This is a genomic window from Chroococcidiopsis sp. CCALA 051 (assembly GCF_003015105.1).
GTDB lineage: Bacteria > Cyanobacteriota > Cyanobacteriia > Cyanobacteriales > Chroococcidiopsidaceae > Chroococcidiopsis > Chroococcidiopsis thermalis.
Map to the genome: position 1 here is coordinate 1 of NZ_PYCI01000110.1, position 23,007 is coordinate 23,007.

Genomic DNA, 23,007 nt, shown 5'->3' on the forward strand with positions numbered 1-23,007 from the left:
GAGATGCTTCACTACACTGCGTTGCGTACCCTTCGGGAAGGCTTCGCCAACAGAATGACATCCATGATTTTTTGATTCATGCAGGAGGTCTAATCTATGTGAGGATTAAACACGAATTATCCTCAACCGCATAAAAATATCTATCCTGGGTTAGAACTTTTTTTCTAGTAAAGAAGAGTCAGAACTCAGAAGTCAGATTATAGCTCAACACCTCTCGGTTCGTGGTTCATTAAACACTCTAAAAAAAATAAATTTTTATCTTTATGCTGTCATTTTCTCATCATTTTTGATTGTAATGCTAAAGAAAGCTGAACAAAAAATAGCTAAACAAAAATCAGTTAATTTTTGACCATTTGCCATAGTTTATGGCGCTATTAACTACTTTTAGAAACATTTGAGGGAACGCTCGTGAACGCAAAACCTATTAAGCAGATTTTTGTTGCGGTCGGCATCGCTACCGTAGGTGTGTTAGCAGGCGGATTGTCAGCCCAAGCTCAGACTGCTAGTTCCAATCCTACTCAAGACACGAAAGTTTCAACTTCGGCTGCTGCACTCAGAAATGACTCGGCAAATTCAACAGTGGCTCAAGTTGACCCTACATACCCCAGCACTCAACCAACTACCCCCACTACAGAACCACCTGCAACTACACCCGAAACTACACCAACTCAAACCACACCAGGTGCAATTGAACCAGGTAGAGCTACCCGTGGTGGTTCTAGTTATGTAGGAGTCGGCGGCAACATCGGTCTAGGCGGTGGCGACACGGCTTTGGGTATCGGCAACTTCACAGTTATCAGTAAAATCGGATTCACCGAAGCTGTCTCTGCCCGTCCTGCTGTTGTCATTGGGGATGACACTACCTTTCTGATTCCAATTACTTATGACTTTACCGTGCAACCTACAGGGGTAGCGACAGAAGCAATCTCTAGTTTTGCACCATACGTAGGAGGTGGTTTAGCGATCGCCACAGGAGACAACAGCGATGTAGGACCAATGCTCACTGCTGGTGCTGACGTACCTCTAGGCGATCGACTGACAGCAAATGCTGGTGTGAATGTCGGCTTCTTTGACAGTACTAGTGTAGGACTGACGATCGGTGTTGGTTACAACTTTGAAGGATTGTAAGAACTATCGAGTTGTCATATTGTCATCATTTTTGGTTTGAAAACTAGAAGCAGATTGTTAATGCCGCTCCTCGCTGGTGGAGAGAAATTAAGCTCAAAAAGCGTTTTCTGCAAAGACTCGCCCGCCAGCACCTGCCCCACTAGCAAAACTGTAAATTTGTGTTGTTGTAAAACTAGCTCGATTGGATGGAGGGAAATATACTGACTATGCAGCAACGACGGATGCTACAGTTACTCGTAATCTGTATTAGTAGCTTGGTATTTGTCGGCTGCACTCAACAGCGTCAGTTTGGCACGGACAACCAAACAGAATCTACTCCTGGCGTGCGGATTTTACAACGGCAACTTGACGTTCCCTACGTACCGACACCTCAACCTGTGGTAGAGCGAATGCTAGAAATTGCCAAAGTCAACCGCAACGATGTGGTTTATGACCTCGGTAGTGGTGATGGACGGTTGGTCATTACCGCAGCACAAAAGTATGGTGCTAGGGGTGTGGGTATAGATATTAATCCCAGGCGCATCCAAGAAGCAAATACCCACGCAAGAGAGGCTAGAGTTACTAACTTGGTAGAGTTTCGTCAACAAGATTTGTTTAAAGCAGATTTGAGCAATGCCACGGTAGTCACCCTCTACCTTTTACCTGCTGTCAATCTCAAGCTGCGCTCGAAATTGCTCAGAGAACTCCAGCCAGGAACTCGGATTGTCTCCCACGCTTTCGGTATGGGTGATTGGAAACCTCAAAGAGTTGAACGAGTGGGTGGCAGAACCATTTACTACTGGGTCATACCCGATCGCGTGCCGAAAAATTTCCACTCTCAAAACAATCCTGACAAAGCACGAACAGAAGATACTTCCGCACCAGTCCACTACCTAGCATGAGACGCAAACAACACAGTCAAGCTGCGATCGCCAAAGTCGCCTCTCCAAAACCATCACTGGCATTTGTCGATGCAGTTGCCCTGATTGTAGGGATTGTCATTGGCGCGGGGATTTTTGAAACCCCTGCTCTAGTTGCTGCTAATGTCAGTAGTAATGCAGCACTGATGCTAACTTGGCTGGTAGGAGGTGCGATATCTCTGGTCGGAGCATTGTGTTATGCAGAGCTGGCAACGGCATATCCTCATGTGGGAGGGAACTACTATTACCTCAAGCGCAGCTTCGGGCAGAGAGTAGCTTTTTTGTTTGCCTGGGCGAGAATGACAGTTGTTCAAACTGGTTCAATTGCGCTTTTGGCATTTGTTTTTGGCGACTATGCCTCTAGAATCTTGGGTTTGGGTACGTTTTCTGCCTCAGTTTATGCAGCAGGTGCAATCGCTCTATTCACGACTCTCAATATTTTTGGTCTGCAACAGGGCAAGCGGACGCAAAACTTACTTACGGTTGCTACGGTGCTGGGATTGTTGCTCATAGCCATTATCGGCATCGCCTTTGCTACCCCTACTTCAATTCCCGCTACAGAATCAACCAACTCTGGAGGCTGGGGATTGGCAATGCTATTTGTTTTGCTATCCTACGGCGGTTGGAACGAAGCAGCTTACATCTCAGCCGAGATTCAGAATAGACAACGCAATATTGTCCGGTCGTTGCTCTGGAGTATCGGCATCATTACAGTTATTTATTTTCTAGTCAACTTAGCTTACCTTAAAGGGTTGGGATTAGAGGCAATGGGACAGTCTCAAGCAGTAGCAGCAGATTTGATGCAGCAAGCCTTGGGCGAGCGCGGTGCAATAATTATTAGTCTGCTCATAGTCATTGCCAGTTTGGGTTCGCTCAACGCCACAATTTTCACTGGCGCACGTTCCAACTATGCTTTGGGGCAAGATTTTCCCCGACTGAGTTTTCTTAAATCGTCTGGGTCACGTAGTTCTCCTACTGGTGCAATGCTTGTACAGGGAGCGATCGCCATAGCGTTAGTGGTACTAGGCACGCTGACTCGTAGAGGCTTTGAAACGATGGTAGACTTTACCGCTCCCGTATTTTGGTTCTTTTTTCTCTTAACTGGAATTTCGCTGTTGGTACTGCGGATGCGAGAACCCGACGTTCAGCGTCCATTTCAAGTCCCGCTTTATCCTTTGACACCCCTACTTTTTTGTGCTGTCTGTGCCTATCTGTTTTATTCCAGTTTGGCGTACACGGGCATCGGGGCGATCGCGAGCATTTTGGTGGTAGGACTCGGTATCCCGTTGTGGCAATGGCATCAAAGCAATTAGCATTTAGCGATAGTTGATTTTTTACAAACACAAGTGAAAGGAGTGCGGCTCGTGCAATTACAAAAAATGCTACTAGGAATAGTTGCAAGTACAAGCGTTGTCAGCTTGGGCATAGCTGGATGCACGCCACCCGAACTAAAAGCTGAGGCACAAACACCGACTTCGACAACTCAATCTCCAGCAACAGCTCCGACAACTTCACCCCAGGAATATCAGTCCAGTATTCCCTACGTTCCAACACCTCAACCTGTTGTAGATGCAATGCTGAAAATAGCAAATGTGGGCAAGGATGACATAATTTACGACCTGGGTAGCGGTGATGGGCGAATTCCGGTGACGGCTGCCCAAAGATATGGAGCGCGAGGAGTTGGTATAGAGATCGATCCAGAACTTGTTGCACAGGCGAATCAGAATGCCAAAGCAGCAGGAGTGAGCGATCGTGTCCAGTTTCGCAACTCAGACTTATTCAAAACCGACATGAGCGAAGCAACAGTAGTGACGCTCTATCTACTGACAGAGAACAACATCAAACTGCGTCCCAAGCTGTTGCAAGAACTCAAACCAGGTACTCGCATTGTTTCTCACAACTACGGCATGGGCGATTGGAAACCTGAAAGAGTCGAGCAAGTAGACGGCAGAACGATTTACTTGTGGACTGTACCTGAAAGGGAGCAGAGGGGCAGTGACCAGTGACCAGTGACCAGTGACCAGTGACCAGTGACCAGTGACCAGCGACCAGTGACCAGTGACCAGTGACCAGTGACCAGTGACCAGTGACCAATGACAAATAATAAAGGATAATTCAATGAAGGTTCAAAATCGAACTAATTCAATCAAAAAATTAGCTGGATTGGCAGCAGGACTGACGATCTTGCCAATTATCGCTGCTTGCGAACCTCAGCAAACTGCACAAACACCTCCTGCTACTGCGCCGACTGCGGAAGCTACGCCAGGGGCTACTACACAATCTCCTGCTGCTCCAACTGCGCCTCCCGCCGCTCAAGCAGAGGCAGATGACAACCATGTCGTTGATGTAGTACAGGCAAATCCTTCGCTGAAAACCCTTGCTTCTGTCATTGATGAAACAGATGCTAACGAAGTCTTGGAACTTCAAGGTCCATACACAGTGTTTGCACCATCAGATGATGCCTTTAATGCCCTTCCCGCAGAAACTCGCCAAAGGCTACTACAACCAGAAAATCGCCAACAACTAGCGCAGATTCTTTTTTACCATGTCGTTCCTGGTCAAGTGAGCGCCAATCAGTTGCAATCGGGAGACGTGAAAACGGTAGAAGGTGCAAACGTTAACGTTCAAGTTGACCAAACAGCCAACCAAGTAACAGTGAATGATGCCACCGTGACCCAGGCAGACATTCCTGCTAGCAATGGTGTCATCCACATTGTCGATCGCGTCATCTTACCACCCAATTTCTCTATCTAATTCGCTTTTCTATCTAATTCGGTTGAGAGACGCAAAATTCTGCGTCTCTACAAGAAGATGATACGTAGAGATGAAGGAATAACTCTATGAAGGGATTAAAAGGCAAAAACGTACTGGTGACTGGTGCAAGTTCGGGGATTGGACAAGCGATCGCCATTCGCCTCGCCTCTGAAGGATGCAATATTGCCATCAATTACCGCAAAAGTCCTGATGCGGCAGAAGATACAGAAGAAATGGCAATGCAAAAAGCATGTGGAGACGTGGAAAATTGCGGCGTGAAATCTCTGCTGGTACAGGGAGATGTCTCGAAAGAAGAAGACATCATCAGCATGGTCAATACTGTAGTTGAAAGATTTGGTAGTTTAGATATTCTGGTCAACAATGCTGGAATTCAAACTGAATCTCCCTCCCACGAAATTGAAACGGTAGAATTCGATCGAGTGTTAACAGTTAATTTGCGCGGTGCTTATTTGTGCGCCCGCGAAACTATCAAACAATTACTATCCCAGAATCGTTCTGGAATTATTATTAACATTTCCAGCGTTCACGAAATTATTCCCAGACCGATGTATGTCAGCTATTCCATCAGCAAAGGTGGGATGGAAAATATGACCAAAACCCTAGCTTTAGAGTATGCCAATCGAGGAATTCGAGTTAATGCCGTCGCTCCAGGCGCAACAGTTACACCAATTAACGAAGCCTGGACAAATGACCCAGAAAAGAAGGCGCTCGTTGAAAGTCACATTCCGATGGGTCGTGCTGGTACTTCCGAAGAAATGGCAGCAGCAGTTGCTTTTTTAGCTTCGGATGAAGCCGCCTACATCACCGGACAAACTCTATTTGTCGATGGTGGTTTGACTTTGTACGCCGATTTTCGCGAGGCATGGTCAGCCTGATTGACAGTCAAAAGTCAAAAGTTAAAAGTTAAAAGTTAAACGTTGAGAATTGAAAATGAATGGATTAACTTCACAAACATTGAAATTCTGGAGTGTAACAGCAACCTTTGTGACACTCGTTGCTGGATTTTCCCTGAATCAAATACCTGAAGCGATCGCTCAAGCCCAAACTCAAGCTCAATCTTCTGAAGTACAAAAATTGCTAAAAACTAAACAATGTCCTGGTTGTAACTTGAGTGGGGCAAATCTACAAAACGCAGATTTGGACGAAGCTAACTTACAAGGTGCTAATCTCCAGAATGCTAATTTACAAAATGCAGATTTAGAAGAAGCTAACTTACAAGGTGCTAACCTACAAGGAGCTAATCTGATTCGCGCCGATCTAGAAAAGGCAAACCTACAGTCGGCTAATTTACAACAAGTTAGTCTCCAGCGAGCAGACATAGAAGGAGCAAATCTTACCAAAGCCAACATCACGGGAGCAAATTTACAACAAGCAGAATTTGAGAACACAGTCATGCCTGATGGCACAGTTAGAAATAGGTGATTTGCCTGCTTCAGCTTTGCATTTTGAAATAACTGGAAATTACTAGGCTAGAAATGCAGACTAGACAACGGCAATTGGCAAACCGTCGCGCAGCAAAGAAAAAGCTGTGGTGGTGGATTGGTGGAGGAGTCCTTGCTTTGGCAATTCTTTGCTTGGGCTTTCTCTACCTGAGAGGGTTTTTTCGCTCGGAAGTCGAGTATAAAATTACCAATGGACTTAGTTTAGAAGAGCCCCGTTTTCCACTACTAGTAGTAAGTTTATCCAATGCTTTACCTACTAGCGGTCGCTTGACTGACTATTGGAGCGGAGCAGATGCTATTTATGCTGCTCGCATAGATGCTATCAAGAGCGCCAAACGCACGATTCACTTTGAAACATACTACATGACCCCTGGTCGTCGTGCTGATGAATTTGCTGCCCCACTCAGCGATCGCGCTCAAGCAGGCGTGGAAGTACAACTTTTTTTGTCCCCGATCGCAATACGCGCAACGTGCTAATTCAAGCCAGGCAAAAGGGGGTTGACGTGCGCGTTCTGACAATGGGACAGAAGAATGATAAGCCAATTGTACGTTTTGCTTCTCGCGACCTCTACGGCGAACTACTAGAAGCTGGGGTGCAAGTTTGCGAATATCAACCAAGTATGATGCACGCTAAACTAGCTTTAATTGACAATGACTGGGTAAGTACGGGCAGTGCAAACTTTGACCCCCGCAGCTATCATCACAATGACGAATTAAATATTTCTACTAACAATACTCAATTAATTGAAAAAACAGACAATTTATTTCAAAACGCTTTGGATAATAGCAATTGTCTTACTCGCATAGAATGGCAAAATCGTTCAGTAACAGAGAAGTTACTCGGTCAAATAGGGCTGATTTTCAAGCCTTTGTTGTAGTAGTTTAGTGAGAAATTTAAATTAGTTGTATAGCAATCCTATTTGATTCATGAACGTGGAGCAGGCTTCTAGCCTGCCGCAGGCTAGAAGTATACTTTACAAATCATTTAGAACTACTATAGGTAAATCTTAATAATTTTCAGGTAGGCAATGCTTACCACAATTGGCTTATGTAACTCATGATGGGCAATACCTACCCTACTTGAAATGTTTTGACTTTTAACTTTTGACTTTTGACTTTATTTCAGTTCATGGAGTAAAAACATGACCGCAGAAGAAAAAAGACTGGAAGAAAATCGCACCCGTCAAGCATACTGGCGGCGCTGGGGTCCATATTTAAGCGATCGCCAATGGGGAACTGTACGCGAAGATTATAGCCAGAATGGTAATGCTTGGGATTATTTTCCCCACGAACACGCTCGGAGTCGCGCCTATCGTTGGGGAGAAGATGGGATTGCGGGAATTTCTGACAATCATCAAAGACTTTGTTTTGCGATCGCGCTTTGGAATGGAGTAGATCCAATCCTGAAAGAAAGATTATTTGGGTTAGCTGGACCTGAAGGCAATCATGGGGAAGATGTCAAAGAATATTATTTTTATCTTGACAATTCTCCCAGTCATGCCTATATGAAATATCTCTACAAATATCCTCAATCAGCATTTCCTTACACGCAATTGGTGCAAGAAAATCAGCAACGAGGATACTACGAGCCGGAATTTGAATTAGTTGATACTGGTATATTTGACAATAATCAATACTTCGATGTGTTTGTCGAATATGCTAAAAACTCTCCTGAAGATATTTTAATTCAAATTACAGTTGTCAATCGTAGTTCGGAAGAAAAAACACTTCATCTCTTACCTACTCTCTGGTTCCGCAATACTTGGGCTTGGGATAAACAGAGCGAAAAACCATCACTTCAAGTCATGAAGCCCGATCTTCTTGCCTGTGCTATTGAAGCTGCTCATCCAACTTTGGGGAAAAGATGGTTGTATTGTCAAAATGGTGGCAAGCTATTATTTACAGAAAATGAGACTAACTATCAAAAACTATTTGGAGTTAGTAACAAATCTGATTATGTCAAAGATGGCATAAATGATTATGTTGTAGAAGGTCTTGAAACATCCATTAATCCGCAGCAAATAGGTACGAAAGCGGCTTGCTATTACTCATTAAATATTGGTGCAGGTGAAGAACAAGTAATAAGATTAAGACTCAGCGATCTTGGTAAGCTAACACATCCATTTTTAGAGTTTGATACAATTTTGCAAGCTCGTAAACAAGAAGTAAATGAATTTTATCAACGAATTTCTCCAAGCCTATTAGCAGATTGCCATAACGTACAACGTCAAGCTTTTGCTGGCTTGTTATGGACGAAACAGTTTTATCATTACATCATAGAAGATTGGTTAAATGGCGATCCAAATCAACCGACTCCACAGCGACATAATGCTCGCAATCAAGAATGGATGCATCTATTTAATGATGATATTCTTTCTATGCCCGATAAATGGGAATTTCCCTGGTTTGCGGCTTGGGATTTAGCTTTTCATGTTATTCCTTTAGCAACAATCGATCCAGATTTTGCCAAGCGCCAAATGGATAGACTGACACGGGAATGGTATATGCATCCTAACGGGCAAATTCCAGCTTATGAATGGCATTTTAGCGATGTCAATCCTCCCGTTCATGCTTGGGGAACATGGCGAGTTTATCAAATTGAACGAGATATTTACGATCGCGCCGATCCTGATTTTCTGGAAAGAGTATTTCAGAAATTATTGCTCAACTTTACTTGGTGGGTAAATCGCAAAGATAACGATGGCAATAATGTCTTTCAAGGAGGATTTTTAGGACTAGATAATATTGGTATTTTCGATCGCAGTGCTGAGTTGCCTACAGGTGGCTATTTAGAACAATCAGACGGTACGAGTTGGATGGGAATGTATTGTCTGAATATGCTGGCGATCGCATTAGAATTGGCAAAAACTAACTCTACTTATGAAGATATCGCCAGTAAATTTTTCGAGCATTTCCTCTATATTGCCGATGCAATGAACCACATTGGCGAAACTCAGATTCACCTATGGGATGATGAAGACAAGTTCTTTTATGATGTCTTGCATTCTCCACATGACGAACGCCATCACCTCAAGGTGCGTTCGATGGTGGGTTTAGTTCCCATATTTGCAGTAGAGATTCTAGAACCAGATTTACTAGAGCGATTTCCAGGGTTTAAAAAACGCTTTGAGTGGTTTATTAACAATCGTCCTAAACTGCAAGAGAACATTGCCTCTTTGACAGACGAAGGAAAAGAAAGCAAACGATTGCTAGCAATTGTTAACCCTGAAAAACTCAAGTTAATTTTGCAAAGAATGTTAGATGAAGGCGAATTTTTGAGCGAGTATGGCATTCGTTCTGTCTCGAAATTTCATCTAGAAAACCCATACACTTTCAATGTTGACGGTCAGCAGCATCAAGTGAGTTACGAACCGGCTGAATCTACCAGTGGGATGTTTGGCGGGAATTCTAACTGGCGCGGTCCTATTTGGTTTCCGATGAATTATCTCATCATTGAGTCTCTGCAAAAATTTCATAACTATTTAGGAGATGACTTTAAAGTTGAATGTCCCACTGGTTCCGGTAGATGGATGAATTTGGCAGAAGTGGCTACAGAGTTGTCTCAAAGATTGACAAGAATTTTCTTACGAGATAGTAGTAATCGTCGTCCTGTTCATAGTGGCAACGCTATATTTCAAACTCATCCAGACTGGCAAGACTTGTTATTATTCTATGAATACTTTCATGGCGACAACGGCGCAGGATTGGGAGCAAATCATCAAACAGGTTGGACGGGATTAGTAGCAAACTTAATCCGCGACAGTGGAGAAATGAAGTAATTCAGCCGCGACTTCTTCTTATCTTTATCGCCTTTCTTCGCGCCCCTGCACGCCAGGTGCTACAGGGCGCGGAAACCTCACGCCAGTCGCGGGACTCGGGGGAAACCCCCGCACGGCGCTGGCTCCGCAACGCACTGGCTTGTCTTTGCGCGACACAAATCTTCAAAACACCTTATCAAAACAAAACTATGTGGGAAAAAGAAGCCTGGAAACTACTAGAAGACTCCATCATCTACTATCAAGGACGACCAATTGGCACGCTGGCGGCTCAAGATCCAGCACTAGAAGCACTCAACTACGACCAGTGTTTCATCCGCGATTTCGTCCCCTCAGCCTTAGTATTTCTGATGCATCGCAAAACAGAAATCGTGCGTAATTTCTTAATCGAAACGCTAGCCATGCAACAAAATCACGATCGCGAAATGGATTGCTTTGCGCCAGGACCAGGCTTAATGCCTGCTAGCTTTAAGGTGGAACATGACGGCGACAAAGAATATATAGAATCTGATTTTGGCGAAAGCGCGATTGCCCGCGTTCCTCCTGTCGATTCTTGTCTGTGGTGGCTGCTATTACTAAGAGCTTATATCAAAACCACAGGAGATATTGAATTAGCTCATCAGCCAGAATTTCAAGAGGGAATAAAACTGATTCTCGATTTATGTTTGGTGCATCGGTTCGCCATGTATCCTACTCTTCCAGTTCTCGATGGCTCGTTTATGATTGACCGTCGCATGGGGGTTGACGGGCATCCTTTAGAAATTCAAGTATTATTCTATGCGGCTTTGCGGACGGCAAAAGATTTGTTGTTGCCAGAAAATGGCGGCGATCGCTATCTTGATGCAGTCAAGCAGCGACTTGGTGCTTTAAATTACCACGTCCGCGAATATTATTGGATAGATTTGCAACGGTTGAATGAAATTTACCGCTATAAAAGTGATGAGTTTGGTCAAGAAGTTGCGAATAAATTCAACATTTATGCCGAATCAATTCCCAATTGGTTAACCGAGTGGTTGCCCGAAACCGGAGGCTATTTAGCCGGAAATTTGGGTCCAGGACTGATGGATTTTCGCTTCTTTTCATTGGGAAATCTGCTGGCAATTCTAGTTTCTTTAGCAAGCGAAGCAGAATCTCAAAAGATTATGGATCTATTTGAACAACGCTGGCAAGATCTAATTGGATTTATGCCTTTGAAAATTTGCTTTCCCGCTGTAGAAGGATTAGAGTGGCGGATCGTGACTGGATGCGATCCCAAAAATCTCCCTTGGTCTTATCATAATGGCGGTAGTTGGGCTACAATACTATGGTTATTTGCTGCCGCAGCCCAAAAAACAGGACGAATAGAACTAGCGACTAGAGCGATCGCGCTGGCTGAAACTCGCTTGGTTCAAGATAAATATCCCGAATATTATGACGGTAAAAATGGGCGCTTGATCGGCAAAGAAGCGAGAACTTATCAAACTTGGACGATCGCCGGATTGCTAGCAGCAAAAGAGGTAATGAATAATCCGAAGCACATTGAATTATTCAGCTTTGAGGAGGGAGTTGAAAGTTCAGATTGTAAGGTGTGGTAGGGTCGATCTACTCAGGGCGATCGATCCAGTTAACCAAAATCGCCAAAGGAATCATCGGTAAAGCCGGAAGCAGACAGATTAACCATTGATTCAAATTCAATGGTGCGGTAGCAAATAAATTATTCATGACACTCCATTGACTGAAGACAATTTGCAATAAGACTGCGGCAAGAATACCCAGCGCGATCGCCTTTGTACCACTAATCGAAACTTTTCTACCACGGATTTTCAGCGCGATCGCTTTCCCTAAATGGCTGATACTCAACAAATACACGATCCTGGCTGCAACCAAAGCTTGAATTGCCATCGTCCGCGCCAAGGTGACATCTCCCGTGTTTTGACGTACCCCCTCGAAGAAACCGAAAATCAGAATCCAGTTGAAGCCAGAAATTGCCAAAATCCGCTGTAACAGTTTTCCTGAGATTAGCGGTTCTCTTGGGTTGCGTGGGGATGAGCGCATCACCCCTTCAGATTTGGGTTCAAATGCCAGCGGTACTGTCATCGCCACTGAGTTGACCATATTTAACCATAAGACTTGGAGGGACAGAATTGGTAGATCTCTGGCGAGTAAAGCACTAATTAAAATCGTCATCGACTCGCCACCGTTGACAGGGAGGATAAACGCGATCGCCTTGCGTAAGTTCTGATATACCGTCCGTCCTTCCTCTACTGCGGCTTCAATCGAAGCAAAGTTATCATCCGTCAGCAGCATATCGGCGGCTTCCCTAGCAACATCCGTTCCCGCACCACCCATCGCTACGCCAATATCGGCTTGTTTTAGTGCTGGGGCATCATTTACCCCGTCCCCCGTCATGGCAACAATTTCGCCTTTGGCTTGTAATGCTTCTACCAACCGCAATTTTTGGGCTGGGGCGACTCTGGCAAAAACTACCCCGTCTTCTACCGCCTGCGCCAATTCGCGATCGTCCATTTGGGCGAGTTGCTGCCCTTCAAATGCCTCCACCCTGCCATCTTTTTGCAAACCCATGCGGAGGGCGATCGCTTTCGCTGTGGTAATGTGGTCGCCCGTAATCATCTTCACGTCAATTCCTGCCGACTGACAGTTGCGTACTGCGGCGATCGCTTCAGCGCGTGGTGGATCGATCATTCCCTGCAAGCCGATAAAAACCAGATCGGATTCGATATCGTTATGGTCTACAGAAGTCTGGTTATCCCCTACTGTTTTTTTGGCAAAAGCCAGCACTCGTAATCCCTGCTTTGCCATTAACTCAACCTGCTGTTCGACTTCGGCGCGGTTGATGGAAATAGAGTTGCCGTTTCGATCCAGCATTTGCCGAGTGCGGCTCAAAATTGCTTCTACAGAACCCTTGACATAAATAACTTTAGATTCTTCCCCACTCCCGTACGGGCGGGTTTCTAAACCCACCCGTACCGACTCCCCACTCCCCAGTTCATGCAACGTCGCCATGTACTGAAACTGAGATTCAAACCCAATTGCATCCACTCTGGGAATTGACTCTACTAATTCGGACTGACTCAACCCTGCTTTCTTAGCAACTGCAATCAAAGCTCCTTCCGTCGGATCGCCCACGACTACCCAGCGATCGTTTTTTTCTTCTAAGTGAGAGTCGTTGCACAACAACCCAGCGATTAAACATTCTTCCAGAGCTACAGGCAACCTCTCCCTCAGCTCCCTCAGCTCTCTTATCTCCCTCAGCTCTCTTATCTCCCCTTCTGGACTGTAACCCGTACCGCTAACAGTAAAGCGATCGCCTCCAGCGTAAATCGCTTGCACTGTCATTTGGTTTTCGGTTAGCGTTCCTGTTTTATCAGAGCAAATGACTGTTGCACCGCCTAAAGTTTCTACCGCAGGTAGCTTGCGGATAATCGCGTGGCGGCGTGCCATGCGGTTGACTCCAATTGCCAACGTCACCGTTACCACTGCTGGTAGTCCTTCAGGAATGGCACTGACTGCTAAGGCAACAGCCGCTTCAAACATTCCGGCAAAGGTCTGTCCTTGACCCAACCCTACTGCTAACGTGAGCGCCGCCAGCCCTAAAATGACGTAGAGTAACGTGCGGCTAAATTTGTCAAACTTGCGAGTTAAGGGCGTACTCAGGTTACTCCGTTGCTCGATGGTTTGGGAAATGCGCCCTACCTCCGTATTGCCTGCTGTTGCTACGACAATACCGCTTCCCTGTCCGAAGGTAACAAAGCTACCTGCATATGCCATGTTAAGCCGTTCTGCTAAAGGAGCGTCAGGCTGAAGTGGAGCGGTTGACTTTTCCACTGGGACAGATTCGCCCGTGAGGGCTGATTCGTCTACTTGCAAGTTCCGGCTATTTACCAAGCGCAGATCGGCTGGCACTTTATCGCCAGAAGCCAGCATGACGATATCTCCAGGTACGATTTCTCGTGAGGGAATGCGAATCTTTTGTCCGTCGCGTAATAAGGTAGCTTCTGTAGTGACGGCTTGCGCTAAAGCGGCGATCGCCCCTTCTGCTTTTGATTCTTGCACGAAACCGATAATCGCGTTAATTACCGTTACACCCCAAATCACGATCGCATTTGTCCAAGAACCTAAAAAGGCTTTGATGATTCCGGCGATTAATAAGATATAAAGTAGCGGCTGGTTGAATTGCAATAAAAAGCGCCACCATGCTGGTTTACCTGGTTTAGCCTTGAGTTCGTTTTCCCCATACTGGTTCAACCGTTGCCTAACTTCTGCTGCTGTTAAGCCCCTAACTGAGTTAGTATTCAGCGAGTGGGCTACTGCCTGGGCTGCAAGTTCGTGATATTGAGGTTCTAATTGGCTACCTGTTGCAGAGGTTGTCATTGTTTGTTTCTATGGCGTTAATTAAAGTGCAAGGCTTTTGCAAGAGACCAAATAAGGCAAATGATGGACAACATAATTGCTAACCCTAACTAGGATAAATGACATCTTTTATTTCAGTTTTAGAGATAAATATGATGAGAAAGTGACAAAAAAATACCAATAATTCAAATTTAGGTAATTTTGAGTGAAAGCTGAGCGCAGTTTTGTTTCATCTCTTAACTAAGGATAAATTTATCTGGCTATCGAGGTATTAATAGAAACTACATTTGTTATAAAGTGCGATCGCACGTCCTCTGAGTGCGAAAGTGTAACGTGATGCCGTTACCTACACCAACTACCGTGATTCAAGCGTTCTGCACTCCTATTGAAATGGAAACTACCAGTAGGGAGAAAACAACAAAAGCTTAAAGTAGCGTTGAGTGCGGGAGCAAAAATTCTGACTCTGACGATTCTCTCTGCATCTTGCAAACACAATTTTTGTCCGTTAACAAAATTTACTAGCTATTTCCTATAGCAATCCTATTTGATTCATGAACGTGAAGCAGGCTTTTAGCCTGCGGCAGGCTAAAAGCCTACTTTACAAATCATTTAGAACTGCTATAGAACGCCTATTCACACGCGGCTTCCTCACCCCTAGAGACAAACTGCTATTTGCGATCGCTCTCTTTTCGGTAGAGTTGGCGCTGCCGATCGAACTCAACTGGGTAAGCCCAATAGCTACAAAGTAAAAAACTAATTTCTCTCTAGAAGAGGGAAGGGCGCTCTCAATTTATTTATGCAACAAAGCCGAGCGCACTTATTACAATAGTTTAAGGGTGCTGCTAAAACGGACTCATACCGATTATGATTAAATTCGTGACTATTTCATGGCAATTTAAATCGCTTTCTCGGTAGCTCCAATTTGCAACTGTAGATTAGCGTTTTTCCAAAGACAGGAGATAATATGAGCAGCGAGAGCGGATGCCCGTTTACGGGCGGAGGTCAGAAACTTACGGCTCGTCATATGCCGTCGAACCGAGACTGGTGGCCGAAGTATTTGAATCTGAGCATCCTCCACCAGCACTCACCCCAGGCTAATCCCATGAGTGAGGCGTTCAACTACGCTGAGGAATTCAAGAAGCTCGACTTAGCGGCTGTGAGGGCAGATATCTTTGAGCTGATGACTACCTCTCAGGACTGGTGGCCAGCCGACTACGGTCATTATGGTCCTCTTTTCATTCGGATGGCGTGGCACAGCGCAGGTACGTATCGGATCGGTGACGGTCGCGGCGGCGCAGGGTCGGGTAGCCAGCGGTTTGAGCCGCTCAACAGTTGGCCCGACAATGCTAACCTCGACAAGGCGCGCATGTTGCTTTGGCCAATCAAGCAGAAATACGGCAAGAAAATCTCCTGGGCTGACCTCATGATCTTCGCTGGCAACTGCGCGCTTGAGTCGATGGGCTTCAAGACGATCGGCTTTGCCGGCGGGCGCGAGGACATCTGGGCACCAGAGGAAGACATCTACTGGGGTTCTGAGAAAGCCTGGCTAGGTGGCGAGCGTTACGACGACGATCGAGTGCTTTTAAATCCCCTCGCTGCCGTTCAGATGGGTCTGATCTACGTGAACCCAGAAGGACCAAGCGGCGAACCCGATCCGATCGGCTCAGGGCGCGATATTCGCGAAACCTTTGGTCGGATGGCGATGAACGATGAAGAAACGGTGGCGCTGGTTGCCGGTGGACATACCTTTGGCAAATGTCATGGTGCGGGCGAATCGTCGCACGTAGGTCATGAGCCTGGGGGGGCAAGCATTGTAGAGCAGGGTCTCGGCTGGAAGAGCGCTTTCAACACGGGTGTAGGCGTTGATGCGATCACTAGCGGTATTGAAGGTGCATGGACTCCTACTCCAACGCAGTGGGACAACACCTATCTCGACACCCTATTCAAATATGACTGGGAGCTGACAAAGAGTCCCGCTGGTGCGTGGCAATGGAAACCGAAGAACGGTGCTGGCGCGGATACAGTGCCTGACGCGCACGATCCGTCGAAGCGGCACGCTCCTATGATGACCACGGCGGACATGGCTATGAAGATGGACTCCATCTACGAGCCGATTTCACGGCGTTATCATGAGAACCCAGATGAGTTCGCCGACGCATTTGCCAAGGCGTGGTTCAAGCTGACACATCGCGATATGGGTCCCCGATCGCGCTATCTCGGTTCAGAGGTGCCAGCGGAAGAGTTCTTGTGGCAAGATCCCATCCCCGCAGTCACCCATGAATTGATTGATGAGCAGGACATCGCCGCGCTCAAAGGCAAGATTCTTGCTTCGGGACTGTCTGTCTCACAACTCGTTTCGACTGCCTGGGCATCGGCATCAACGTTCCGTGGGTCTGACAAGCGCGGTGGAGCGAACGGAGCGCGCATTCGTCTTGCGCCTCAGAAGGATTGGGAAGTCAACCAGCCGACCCAACTGGCAACAGTGCTGCAAACCCTGGAGGCGATCCAAGAAGAATTCAACAGCTCACAGTCTGGCGGAAAGCGGGTTTCGCTCGCTGACTCGATCGTTCTGGGCGGATGCGTGGGCATTGAACAAGCGGCGAAGAACGCTGGGCATGAGGTCAAAGTTCCCTTCAAGCCTGGACGTGCGGATGCGTCGCAAGAGAAAACGGATGTCGAGTCCTTCGCCGTGCTTGAGCCAACCGCGGACGGGTTCCGCAACTACTCTAGCGGCAAACACAGCGAATCGCTTGAGGAGTTGCTAGTCGATCGGGCGCAATTGCTGACTCTGTCAGCCCCTGAGATGACGGTTCTCGTGGGCGGCTTGCGCGTCCTGGGTACGAACTTTGGAGCGTCCAAACACGGTGTCTTCACCGATCGCCCAGAGACGTTGACCAATGACTTCTTCGTTAACCTGCTTGACCTGGGCACGACATGGAAAGCGATCGCTGAAGATGAATATGAGTTCGAGGGGAGCAGTCGCAAGACAGGCGAACTCAAGTGGACTGCTACCCGTGTTGACCTTATCTTCGGCTCAAACTCTCAGCTACGCGCCCTCGCGGAAGTCTACGGTTCTGAGGATTCGCAGCAGAAGTTTGTGCATGACTTTGTGGCAGCGTGGGACAAGGTGATGAACCTCGACCGCTTCTAAGCGTAACTTCCACGGTCATTGGGCGATCGCAGGTTGAGGCTACGCCAACCTGTAGAAATCCTGAGCGCAGGTGAAAGCCAGAGACAATAATGAGGGCGGCGTTTCAAGACAAGTTGAAACGCCGCCCTAGCTTTAGACCCTGACTTGTACGTTGCCAGTTTTATTCCCTCAGTGGAGCAGCGAGACTTGCGAGATTGAGTGCGTCCGAAGGGCATTGAGGCAGTATTAGCTTCTGGATGAGTGAGGAAGTGATTGAGCAATGGCGCAACGAGCAAGCATACTGGGAGACGGGGAGCCTCTAACTATTACAGTGACACAGCGGTTACTACCTTACTTGTGTAGGACTACCGAAGGTGCTAGAGTGAAACTAAAGAAATATGTTTAGAAAGTTAATTCCGCAATTCTCTTTTGTCTGAGCCAACCGGAGAGATCGGGAAAGGGAGTCTAGATATGACTGAATTTGTGCAACAAAAAATAGCGTCAAAAGAAACTGGTGTAAACCAGGAGCATTCATTAACAGTAGGAACATCTGACGGTTTGGTATGGTTTACAGCATCCCAGCAGTGGATTGAACTGGAAGGTCATGGTGTTACCGCGATCGCTCCAAGCCTGAACGGACTATGGGCGGTGGTTGATGGCAAGTCGGTATGGCATCGCGATTCTGAGGGTGAATGGCAAGTAGTAGCCCCAAGTATTCAAGATTTGCAGTTGAATTGTATTCAGCCACTGAGTGGGAAAGTTCTGGTCGGTACATCTAATGCTCATCTTTTCTGGATTGTAGATGGTGGCATTGAATTCATCCAAAGTTTTGATACAGCTCAAGGGCGAGACGAGTGGTATACACCTTGGGGTGGGTTGCCAGATGTTCGCTCTATGGCAGGAGGACAATCGGGCGAACTTTATGCCAACGTACACGTTGGTGGCATCTTGCGTTCCCAAGATCGCGGACGTTCGTGGCAGCCAACTATCAATTTGCACTGGGATGTTCACCAAGTCATAACCGTTCCAGATCGTCCTGGTGTCGTGCTAGCAGCTACAGCAGAGGGATTGGCTACGAGTATAGATCGAGGCGATACATGGAGCTTGGATCGAGCTAACCTACACTCCACGTACTCCCGCGCTGTTGCTATTTGTGGTGAGACGGTCTTGATAAGTACCTCTAGCGGTCCATCTGGTGCTAAAGCAGCAATTTATCGGCGATCGCTCGACCGAGCGGGGACTTTCGAGAAGTGCGATCGAGGTTTGCCGCAGTGGTTTTCGCACAACATTGATACGGGAAGCCTTGTGGCGTTAAAGGATAGAACTGTTTTTGGTACGAGTAAAGGTCAGATCTTCCTATCAGAGGATGCGGGCTTGACATGGAAACAGTTCGCCTCAGATCTGCCACCAATTCACTGCTTGAATTTTTCATAACGCAGCCACAAACAATCTTTTAGGAAGAGGAATGAATATTGAGAATCTTTTTAGAATGGACTTCAGTTCTAATTAAAGAGGATAGGAGTTATGACAGATCGAAAACAAGAGAAAGTCACCTCTGAAGTTCAACAAAAAGTGGCACCAGAGGTAGAAGTGAAATCTCCTGCGGTCGAGGACAGTGAAAACCCAGAAGATCCTATTTCAGAAGCAGGTGAAGTTCCTAAAACGGGTGATGCGCCTGCTGATTGATAGAACTTTTCGCGTCTTCACGTCTCGATCCGTTCTCCGATCGCAAGGTGTAAATGTCAGAAATGGCGATCGCGTTACGATCCGCAATCTATCTGGTAACTACAGTGCTTCTCCCAGTACCGTCTACATTTTCCACCACAAGTAGACAAAGTAGATACAACTGTAAGCGATCGCCGTTAGCAAAATTTCAATTAGTTACTCGATCGATAATGTCTCATCGCAGGTGTAACGTGTTCTGCTTCTGTGTCGCGATTCACCGCTGAATGTTGTACCGTAAGTACGGAGCAGGGAGCGTGATGCAGGACGTAGTTGCTGACACTACCCATAAACAATTCGCTCAAACCAGAGTGACCCCGACGACCCATAATAATTAAGTCAGCTTGCCAATTTCGCGCAAACTCGCAGACAGTACGGCTAGGACTACCAGCTATCTGACTAAACTCCGTTTTCACTCCCGCCGCAGTTGCTTCATCTGTAAAACTTTGCAGCATTTCCAGTCCTTTATTTGCAAACTCGTCCCATCGCTGGCGCTGCATTTGGATGATTTCGCTACTCATCCCATATCCCTGATAGTAGTCTGCATGGGACATCATATAAATATCTGGGCTACCCTCTTCTTCAGCAGAGAGTACGTGTAATAGCATGACGCTAGCATTAAGTGCCTTTGCTAAGCCTAGTGCTTCCTCAAAAACGCTGCGATTAAGGCTAGAAGTATCGAGCGCTACTAATATTTTTTGAAACATATGAAGTTACCTCCAAATGTATTGTTGGTAATTGGTAATTGGTTACTGTTCTCTACCCATTTACAAACTTAGTAAAAAACTTTGAGGAAGTTGTGAGGATGTTAAACGGAATTTACCCAATTCACTTTTTTATCTATTGCAACACCATCCAAAATTGTATGTCCTTTGTAACTGTTAGCCTGAGATTGAATAACAATATAGACCAAATCTTCATTTAAAATATTTCTAAGAGTTCTCTCGCCATCAGGATCGACTCGTACTACTGTTCCTTCACTGATGGGAAAAATCTCACCATCAATTTGAAATTCACCTTCACCTTGAAGGAAGAGATAAACTTCTTCATTTTGCTTGTGCTTGTGGTAGAAAGGAATTGCTGCTTTTGCTGGTAGCTTATTGAAGGAGATTTCACAACTTGTTAAATCTACAATTTGCTTAATAAATAACTTGCCTTCAACTTCAATTACTCTCGATGGCAGTTGAAAGGAGAAACGATGTAGCTGCGACAACTTACCTATATTAGCTACAGTAAAGTTTTCACCATGCTTTGTTTTATAGTCAAATGCTATCATATTTTTGACTCCTTTTGAGACTTTAAGTTCTGCTAGCAATAACTTCTATTTCGACTTTGGCTCCCTTGGCTAATGCATTTACACCAATGGTCGATCGCGCTGGAGGATCGAGATCGAAATAGCGGGCATAAACTTCATTGACGGATACAAAATCATTCATATCGGTCAAGAAAATAGTCGTCTTTACTACGTCTTGCCACTGTAAACCAGCCGCATCCAAAATCACTTGAATGTTCTGCATTAAATAATCAGTTTGTTCTGCCGCTGATTCTGAAAATACTGCATCGTTTTTAGCATCGTATGCCAGTTGTCCCGAACAAAATACTAAACTTCCTGTATCGATCGCTTGAGAATAGGCTTTTACAGGAATTGCTATTTCTGGCGCATACACGACTCGTTTGGGCATAGGTTTACATGATTTTTATTAATAAATACAGACAGGTCTGTATTGCTACTATCATTAGAATATGTAACAGACAGGTCTGTATCATGTCAATAGGCATATGGTAGGGGCGTACAGCTGTACGCCCCTACTACCCGTATGAGATGCCAAGATGAAGAGAAAACAATGCCAAGCGATCGCAAAACCTCAACCCGCCAGAAGATTCTAGAAGTTGCTGACGATCTGTTCTACCGCGAAGGAATTCGAGCAGTAGGAGTAGATACGATTATTGCTCAGTCAGGAGTTGCCAAAACGACGCTATACCGCTACTTTCCTTCTAAGGATGACTTAGTTGTGGCGTATTTAGAGGAACGTCAAAACAGCTTCAAGCGATTATTTGAAATTGCGATCGCCCGACACCCAAACAAGCCGAAACAGCAGATAATTGCTTTATTTGCCTGGTTAGACAAGTATTTGGCAAAACCCGAATGTTATGGTTGTCCGTTTTTGGTGACAGCATCGGAGTTACCGGAACTAGAACATCCGGCGCATCAATTAGCTGTAGCTAATAGGATAGCAATTCGCGCTCGCCTAGTGTCTTTAGCTGAAGCAGTGGGAGTAGAGAACCCTCAACAGTTAGGCGTTCATCTCCTGCTATTAATTGACGGTGCATTTACCCAAAGGCGGTTATTTGGAATCGAAGGTTTTGATGTAAGATTGAAACCTATTGTTGCTCAATTAGTCGATGGTAATGGGTAATGGGTAATTGGTCATTTGTCATTAGATAAGAAGTATTTTCACGTACCACGACGCAGCTAATATCGGCTTATACGCTTTGCCGCTCGCTGCAACACCCCACGCACCGCGCACCACTCTCTACTGATAACTGAATTGACTACGCAATTTTCCTTCCAAGTTTCCACTCGTTGCAGCCAAACTAAAGCCCGTGCAGGTGTCTTTTACACTCCTCATGGTGCGGTTGAAACTCCCCGCTTTATGCCCGTAGGGACGCTGGCAAATGTGAAAACCGTCACTCCCACACAACTTCAGGAAACAGGGGCGCAGATGGTTTTGGCAAATACCTATCACTTGCATTTGCAACCAGGGGAAAGGATTGTCGAAAAAGCTGGGGGATTACACCAGTTCATGCGCTGGAATCAACCAATCTTAACTGATTCTGGCGGTTTTCAGGTTTTCAGTTTGAGCGAAATGCGGCAGATTACCGATGATGGGGTAATATTTCGATCGCCTCATGACGGACAGATGATTAATTTAACCCCAGAGCGATCGATCCAAATCCAAAATGCTTTGGGTGCTGATGTGATTATGGCATTTGATGAATGCCCCCCCTATCCCGCCAGTCGCGAGGAGGTAGAAGCAGCGACACAAAGGACATACCGCTGGTTAGAACGTTGTATTAGCGCCCACCAGCGCCCCGATCAGGCGTTGTTTGGCATCGTCCAAGGAGGAGTCTACCCAGATTTACGGGCGGCGGCGGCTGAGGCTTTGGCAGGGTTAGATTTACCTGGATATGCAATTGGTGGAGTGAGTGTAGGGGAACCACCAGAACTAATTGCCAAGATCGTACAAGCTACAACTCCGATGCTACCAGTAGATAAACCCAGATATTTGATGGGGGTGGGGACGTATAAAGAAATGGCACAAGCGATCGCGTCTGGTATGGATCTATTTGACTGCGTGATTCCTACACGCCTTGCCCGTCATGGCGCAGCTTTGGTAAAGGGGGAACGGTGGAATTTAAAAAATTCTCAATATCGGGAAGATTTTCAACCTTTAGATGAAACTTGTCCTTGTTACACTTGCCAAAATTTCACGCGGGCGTATATTTCTCATTTGGTGCGATCGCAAGAAATTTTAGCTTATACTCTGTTGACCATTCATAATATTACAGAATTAGTTCGGTTTACCCAAAAGATTCGAGAGGCAATAATTGGCGATCGCTTTACGACAGAATTTGCTCAGTGGTTGAGTTAGCAGAGCGGCACGTTAATAAAACGATAGGGGCGCACAGCTGTGCACCCCCACTAAATATATTTCTAAATTTTTAAAGAATATCCCCTAATTCTTATGAGAAGAATTGCTGGATCTGTCTCTTATACACATCTG

Annotated in this window: 24 protein-coding genes; 18 read left to right on the forward strand and 6 right to left on the reverse strand. The window is 45.9% G+C overall.

Going from position 1 to position 23,007, the window contains the following annotated elements:
* Positions 1 to 408: 408 nt before the first annotated feature.
* The 10 genes from C7Y66_RS22280 to C7Y66_RS22325 all read left to right on the forward strand — a co-directional run bounded on the left by C7Y66_RS22280 (position 409) and on the right by C7Y66_RS22325 (position 10,023).
* Positions 409 to 1,128: a hypothetical protein gene (locus C7Y66_RS22280; protein WP_106547269.1), complete on the forward strand. Its 720-nt coding sequence runs from the start codon at positions 409 to 411 to the stop codon at positions 1,126 to 1,128.
* Between the two features lie 185 nt (positions 1,129 to 1,313).
* A complete protein-coding gene (locus tag C7Y66_RS22290) occupies positions 1,314 to 2,009 on the forward strand; it encodes a cyclopropane-fatty-acyl-phospholipid synthase family protein (RefSeq protein WP_015156197.1) in 696 nt (231 codons plus the stop codon).
* Positions 2,006 to 3,340 (forward strand): APC family permease, encoded by a 1,335-nt coding sequence (locus C7Y66_RS22295; RefSeq protein ID WP_106547270.1) that lies wholly within the window; start codon positions 2,006 to 2,008, stop codon positions 3,338 to 3,340. The genes C7Y66_RS22290 and C7Y66_RS22295 overlap by 4 nt, the downstream gene beginning before the upstream one ends.
* 51 nt (positions 3,341 to 3,391) lie before the next feature.
* Positions 3,392 to 4,033 carry a cyclopropane-fatty-acyl-phospholipid synthase family protein gene (locus C7Y66_RS22300; protein ID WP_106547284.1) on the forward strand — a complete coding sequence of 214 codons (642 nt, stop codon included), beginning with the start codon at positions 3,392 to 3,394 and terminating at the stop codon, positions 4,031 to 4,033.
* Between the two features lie 112 nt (positions 4,034 to 4,145).
* Positions 4,146 to 4,781: a fasciclin domain-containing protein gene (locus C7Y66_RS22305; RefSeq protein WP_106547271.1), complete on the forward strand. Its 636-nt coding sequence runs from the start codon at positions 4,146 to 4,148 to the stop codon at positions 4,779 to 4,781.
* 86 nt (positions 4,782 to 4,867) lie between these two features.
* Positions 4,868 to 5,677 carry an SDR family oxidoreductase gene (locus tag C7Y66_RS22310; RefSeq protein WP_106547272.1) on the forward strand — a complete coding sequence of 270 codons (810 nt, stop codon included), beginning with the start codon at positions 4,868 to 4,870 and terminating at the stop codon, positions 5,675 to 5,677.
* A 55-nt stretch (positions 5,678 to 5,732) separates the two neighbouring features.
* Positions 5,733 to 6,224 (forward strand): pentapeptide repeat-containing protein, encoded by a 492-nt coding sequence (locus tag C7Y66_RS22315; protein ID WP_106547273.1) that lies wholly within the window; start codon positions 5,733 to 5,735, stop codon positions 6,222 to 6,224.
* A 53-nt stretch (positions 6,225 to 6,277) separates the two neighbouring features.
* Entirely contained in the window at positions 6,278 to 6,721 is a 444-nt protein-coding gene (locus C7Y66_RS32060) for a hypothetical protein (protein ID WP_199197575.1), read from the forward strand.
* Positions 6,715 to 7,122: a phospholipase D-like domain-containing protein gene (locus tag C7Y66_RS32065; RefSeq protein ID WP_233222799.1), complete on the forward strand. Its 408-nt coding sequence runs from the start codon at positions 6,715 to 6,717 to the stop codon at positions 7,120 to 7,122. The genes C7Y66_RS32060 and C7Y66_RS32065 overlap by 7 nt, the downstream gene beginning before the upstream one ends.
* Positions 7,123 to 7,386: 264 nt before the next feature.
* Positions 7,387 to 10,023, forward strand: coding sequence for a glucosidase (locus tag C7Y66_RS22325; protein ID WP_106547274.1), 2,637 nt, complete (start codon positions 7,387 to 7,389; stop codon positions 10,021 to 10,023).
* Positions 10,024 to 10,047: 24 nt separating this feature from the next.
* Here the strand turns inward: C7Y66_RS22325 and C7Y66_RS33090 are convergent, their stop codons facing one another.
* Positions 10,048 to 10,179 (reverse strand): hypothetical protein, encoded by a 132-nt coding sequence (locus tag C7Y66_RS33090; RefSeq protein WP_255410043.1) that lies wholly within the window; start codon positions 10,177 to 10,179, stop codon positions 10,048 to 10,050.
* 32 nt (positions 10,180 to 10,211) lie between these two features.
* On the opposite strand from C7Y66_RS33090, the gene C7Y66_RS22330 reads away from it, so the two are divergent.
* Entirely contained in the window at positions 10,212 to 11,594 is a 1,383-nt protein-coding gene (locus C7Y66_RS22330; RefSeq protein ID WP_106547275.1) for a glycoside hydrolase 100 family protein, read from the forward strand.
* A 7-nt stretch (positions 11,595 to 11,601) separates the two neighbouring features.
* Here C7Y66_RS22330 and C7Y66_RS22335 read toward each other — a convergent pair whose 3' ends face one another.
* Complete coding sequence (locus C7Y66_RS22335; protein ID WP_106547276.1) at positions 11,602 to 14,391, reverse strand: cation-transporting P-type ATPase; 2,790 nt, start codon at positions 14,389 to 14,391, stop codon at positions 11,602 to 11,604.
* A 530-nt stretch (positions 14,392 to 14,921) separates the two neighbouring features.
* On the opposite strand from C7Y66_RS22335, the gene C7Y66_RS22340 reads away from it, so the two are divergent.
* Together C7Y66_RS22340 and katG are read left to right on the forward strand one after the other, a co-directional pair.
* Positions 14,922 to 15,119 (forward strand): hypothetical protein, encoded by a 198-nt coding sequence (locus tag C7Y66_RS22340; RefSeq protein WP_106547277.1) that lies wholly within the window; start codon positions 14,922 to 14,924, stop codon positions 15,117 to 15,119.
* Positions 15,120 to 15,334: 215 nt separating this feature from the next.
* The gene (katG, locus tag C7Y66_RS22345; RefSeq protein WP_106547278.1) at positions 15,335 to 17,521 is read left to right on the forward strand and encodes a catalase/peroxidase HPI; all 2,187 of its coding nucleotides are present in this window, start codon (positions 15,335 to 15,337) and stop codon (positions 17,519 to 17,521) included.
* Here katG and C7Y66_RS30640 read toward each other — a convergent pair.
* Positions 17,518 to 17,796, reverse strand: coding sequence for a hypothetical protein (locus tag C7Y66_RS30640; RefSeq protein ID WP_146149849.1), 279 nt, complete (start codon positions 17,794 to 17,796; stop codon positions 17,518 to 17,520). The genes katG and C7Y66_RS30640 overlap by 4 nt on opposite strands.
* A 175-nt stretch (positions 17,797 to 17,971) precedes the next feature.
* Between C7Y66_RS30640 and C7Y66_RS22350 the strand changes: the two genes are divergently transcribed.
* The 3 genes from C7Y66_RS22350 to C7Y66_RS30645 all read left to right on the forward strand — a co-directional run bounded on the left by C7Y66_RS22350 (position 17,972) and on the right by C7Y66_RS30645 (position 19,331).
* On the forward strand, positions 17,972 to 18,934 hold the full coding sequence (locus C7Y66_RS22350) for a hypothetical protein (protein WP_106547279.1): 963 nt from the start codon (positions 17,972 to 17,974) through the stop codon (positions 18,932 to 18,934).
* Positions 18,935 to 19,024: 90 nt separating this feature from the next.
* On the forward strand, positions 19,025 to 19,186 hold the full coding sequence (locus C7Y66_RS31285; RefSeq protein ID WP_015156182.1) for a hypothetical protein: 162 nt from the start codon (positions 19,025 to 19,027) through the stop codon (positions 19,184 to 19,186).
* A complete protein-coding gene (locus C7Y66_RS30645) occupies positions 19,149 to 19,331 on the forward strand; it encodes a hypothetical protein (protein WP_146149850.1) in 183 nt (60 codons plus the stop codon). Before C7Y66_RS31285 ends, C7Y66_RS30645 begins: the two co-directional genes overlap by 38 nt.
* A 46-nt stretch (positions 19,332 to 19,377) precedes the next feature.
* Here the strand turns inward: C7Y66_RS30645 and C7Y66_RS22355 are convergent, their stop codons facing one another.
* From C7Y66_RS22355 to C7Y66_RS22365, 3 genes are all read right to left on the reverse strand, one after another.
* A complete protein-coding gene (locus C7Y66_RS22355) occupies positions 19,378 to 19,929 on the reverse strand; it encodes a universal stress protein (protein WP_015156181.1) in 552 nt (183 codons plus the stop codon).
* 101 nt (positions 19,930 to 20,030) lie between these two features.
* Positions 20,031 to 20,498 carry a cupin domain-containing protein gene (locus C7Y66_RS22360; protein ID WP_106547280.1) on the reverse strand — a complete coding sequence of 156 codons (468 nt, stop codon included), beginning with the start codon at positions 20,496 to 20,498 and terminating at the stop codon, positions 20,031 to 20,033.
* A 22-nt stretch (positions 20,499 to 20,520) separates the two neighbouring features.
* Entirely contained in the window at positions 20,521 to 20,904 is a 384-nt protein-coding gene (locus C7Y66_RS22365; RefSeq protein WP_106547281.1) for a Rid family detoxifying hydrolase, read from the reverse strand.
* Between the two features lie 135 nt (positions 20,905 to 21,039).
* On the opposite strand from C7Y66_RS22365, the gene C7Y66_RS22370 reads away from it, so the two are divergent.
* Both C7Y66_RS22370 and tgt read left to right on the forward strand, forming a co-directional pair.
* Positions 21,040 to 21,639, forward strand: a complete 600-nt coding sequence (locus C7Y66_RS22370; RefSeq protein WP_106547282.1) for a TetR/AcrR family transcriptional regulator — start codon at positions 21,040 to 21,042, stop codon at positions 21,637 to 21,639.
* Between the two features lie 132 nt (positions 21,640 to 21,771).
* Positions 21,772 to 22,875, forward strand: coding sequence for a tRNA guanosine(34) transglycosylase Tgt (tgt, locus tag C7Y66_RS22375; protein ID WP_106547283.1), 1,104 nt, complete (start codon positions 21,772 to 21,774; stop codon positions 22,873 to 22,875).
* Positions 22,876 to 23,007 lie beyond the last annotated feature (132 nt).